The organism is Microbispora sp. NPDC046973 (assembly GCF_040644495.1).
Classification (GTDB): Bacteria; Actinomycetota; Actinomycetes; order Streptosporangiales; family Streptosporangiaceae; genus Microbispora.
The window spans coordinates 1-2235 of sequence record NZ_JBEYWQ010000076.1; the positions used below are offsets into that span (position 1 = coordinate 1).

The window sequence follows — 2235 nt, forward strand, 5'->3', positions numbered from 1 at the left end:
GGCCGGGCGTATGCCGAGGCGTTGGCGGCGGCTGGGGCGGCGGTGGTGGTCAACGATGTGGACGGGGAGGCGGCTGCGGGGGTGGTCGAGGCCATCACTGGTAGCGGTGGCCGGGCGCGGAGTGTGGTGGCTGCGGTCGGTTCGGCGGAGGTGGCCGAGCGGCTGGTGGAGGCGGCGGTCAAGGAGTTCGGCCGGCTGGATGTGATGGTCACCAACGCGGGCATCCTGCGTGATCGGGTGTTGTGGAAGATGTCGGATGAGGACTTCGACGCGGTGGTCGGGGTGCATCTGCGGGGGACGTTCACCTGTGCGCGGGCGGCGGCGGTGCGGATGCGTGAGCAGGGCAGTGGGGGCCGGTTGATCCTGATCTCCTCGCCGGCGGGTCAGCGGGGCAACTTCGGTCAGACCAACTACGCGGCGGCGAAGGCGGGTGTGGTGGCGATGGCCAGGACGTGGGCGATGGAGCTGGCCAGGGCGAACATCACGGTGAACGCGGTGGTTCCGGTGGCGGCCACGGAGATGACCAAGACGATTCCCGTGTTCGCGCCGATCTTGGAGGAGGCCGAGCGGACCGGCCGGCCGTTGCCGGGCTGGTTGCGCCGGGATGAGGGGCTGGGCACGGTGCAGGATGTGGCGGGGTTGATCGTGTTCCTGGCTTCGGATGCCTCGGCGGGGGTGACGGGTCAGGCGATCGGGATCGGCGGGGACCGGCTGGCGTTGTGGTCGCACCCGGCGGAGAAGGCGGTGGCGTTCGCTGATGGGGGGTGGACGGCTGAGGCGATCGCCGCCTGCTGGGAGTCGGGGGTGGGGGCGGAGCCGGAGACCTACGGCATCCCGGCGCCGAAGGTTCCCGCTGACGGTGTTGCGGGGGCGTGAGGGGTGGCGGTCATGGATGTCGCCGGTCTGGTCGCGATCGATGTGCACACCCATGCGGAGATGTCCAAGGATGGGCATGGGTCGCTGAGCCCGGAGTTGTTCGGGGCGTCGGAGGAGTATTTCAAGGCGCACGGGCATCGGCAGCCGACCATCGCGGAGATCGCCGCTTATTACCGGGAGCGGAAGATGGCGGCGGTGGTGTTCACGGTGGATGCCGAGCACGCCACCGGGCATCGGCGTATCTCCAATGAGGAGGTCGCCGAGGGTTGTGCCGAGCATGCCGATGTGTTGATCCCGTTCGCGAGTGTCGATCCGTGGAAGGGCCGGGCGGGGGTGGGTGAGGCGCGCAGGCTGGTGGAGGAGTACGGCGTGCGGGGGTTCAAGTTCCACCCCAGCATTCAGGGCTTCGCCCCCAACGACCGGATGGCCTACCCGTTGTATGAGGCGATCGAGGAGCTCGGTGTGGTCGCGTTGTTCCACACCGGGCAGACGGGGATCGGTGCGGGGGTGCCGGGTGGGGGCGGCATCCGGCTCAAATACTCCAATCCGATGCTGGTGGACGACGTGGCGGTGGATTTTCCCGAGTTGCGGATCATCTTGGCGCATCCGTCGTTTCCGTGGCAGGACGAGGCGCTGGCGGTGGCCACGCACAAGCCGTATGTGTACATCGACTTGTCGGGGTGGTCGCCGAAGTATTTCCCGCCGCAGTTGGTGCGGTATGCGAACACGCTGCTCAAGGACAAGGTGTTGTTCGGGTCGGACTATCCGGTGATCACGCCGGATCGGTGGCTGGCCGACTTCGACAAGCTGGAGATCAAGCCGGAGGTCCGGCCGAGGATTTTGAAGGACAACGCCGTGCGCCTGCTCGGGCTCGGCATCAAGGAGAGGACGAGGCAGGGATGACCACCACGGTTTACGGGTTGGATGAGATCAGGGCGCTTGCGGGCAAGGATCTGGGTCACAGCGGCTGGCTGGAGATCGGTCAGGAGCGGGTGAACACCTTCGCCGACGCCACCGGCGACCACCAGTGGATCCATGTCGACCCGGTGCGCGCCGCCGGCGGGCCGTTCGGTGGTCCGATCGCCCACGGTTACCTCACCTTGTCGCTGGTCATCCCGCTGTTCAACGAGCTGCTCGACATCCAGGGCGTGAGGATGAGCATCAACTACGGGCTGGACAAGGTCCGTTTTCCCAGCCCGGTGAAGGTGGGCGGCAGGATCCGCCTGGGCGCCGTCGTCGTCTCCGTCGAGGACGTCCCCGGTGACGGGGTGCAGATGCATCTCGACTTCACCGTCGAGATCGACGGGTCCGCCAAGCCCGCCTGCGTCGCCCGGGCGATCTACCGGCACTACGCCTGAC

The 2235-nt window shown here is 67.6% G+C and carries 3 protein-coding genes; all 3 read left to right on the forward strand.

The features are described from left to right. Window positions 1-876, forward strand: an 876-nt coding sequence (locus ABZ860_RS42735) for an SDR family oxidoreductase (RefSeq protein ID WP_357232576.1), incomplete at its 5' end; no start/stop codon positions are given. Window positions 877-888: 12 nt separating this feature from the next. Next, a complete protein-coding gene (locus tag ABZ860_RS42740) occupies window positions 889-1779 on the forward strand; it encodes an amidohydrolase family protein (protein WP_357232579.1) in 891 nt (296 codons plus the stop codon). Next, window positions 1776-2234: a MaoC family dehydratase gene (locus ABZ860_RS42745; protein ID WP_357232582.1), complete on the forward strand. Its 459-nt coding sequence runs from the start codon at window positions 1776-1778 to the stop codon at window positions 2232-2234. The genes ABZ860_RS42740 and ABZ860_RS42745 overlap by 4 nt, the downstream gene beginning before the upstream one ends. Window position 2235 lies beyond the last annotated feature (1 nt).

Excerpts from the sequence above, each read along its gene's own strand:
- ABZ860_RS42745 (WP_357232582.1), top strand. The coding sequence starts at position 1,776 with ATGACCACCACGGTTTACGGGTTGGATGAGATCAGGGCGCTTGCGGGC.
- ABZ860_RS42740 (WP_357232579.1), top strand. The coding sequence starts at position 889 with ATGGATGTCGCCGGTCTGGTCGCGATCGATGTGCACACCCATGCGGAG.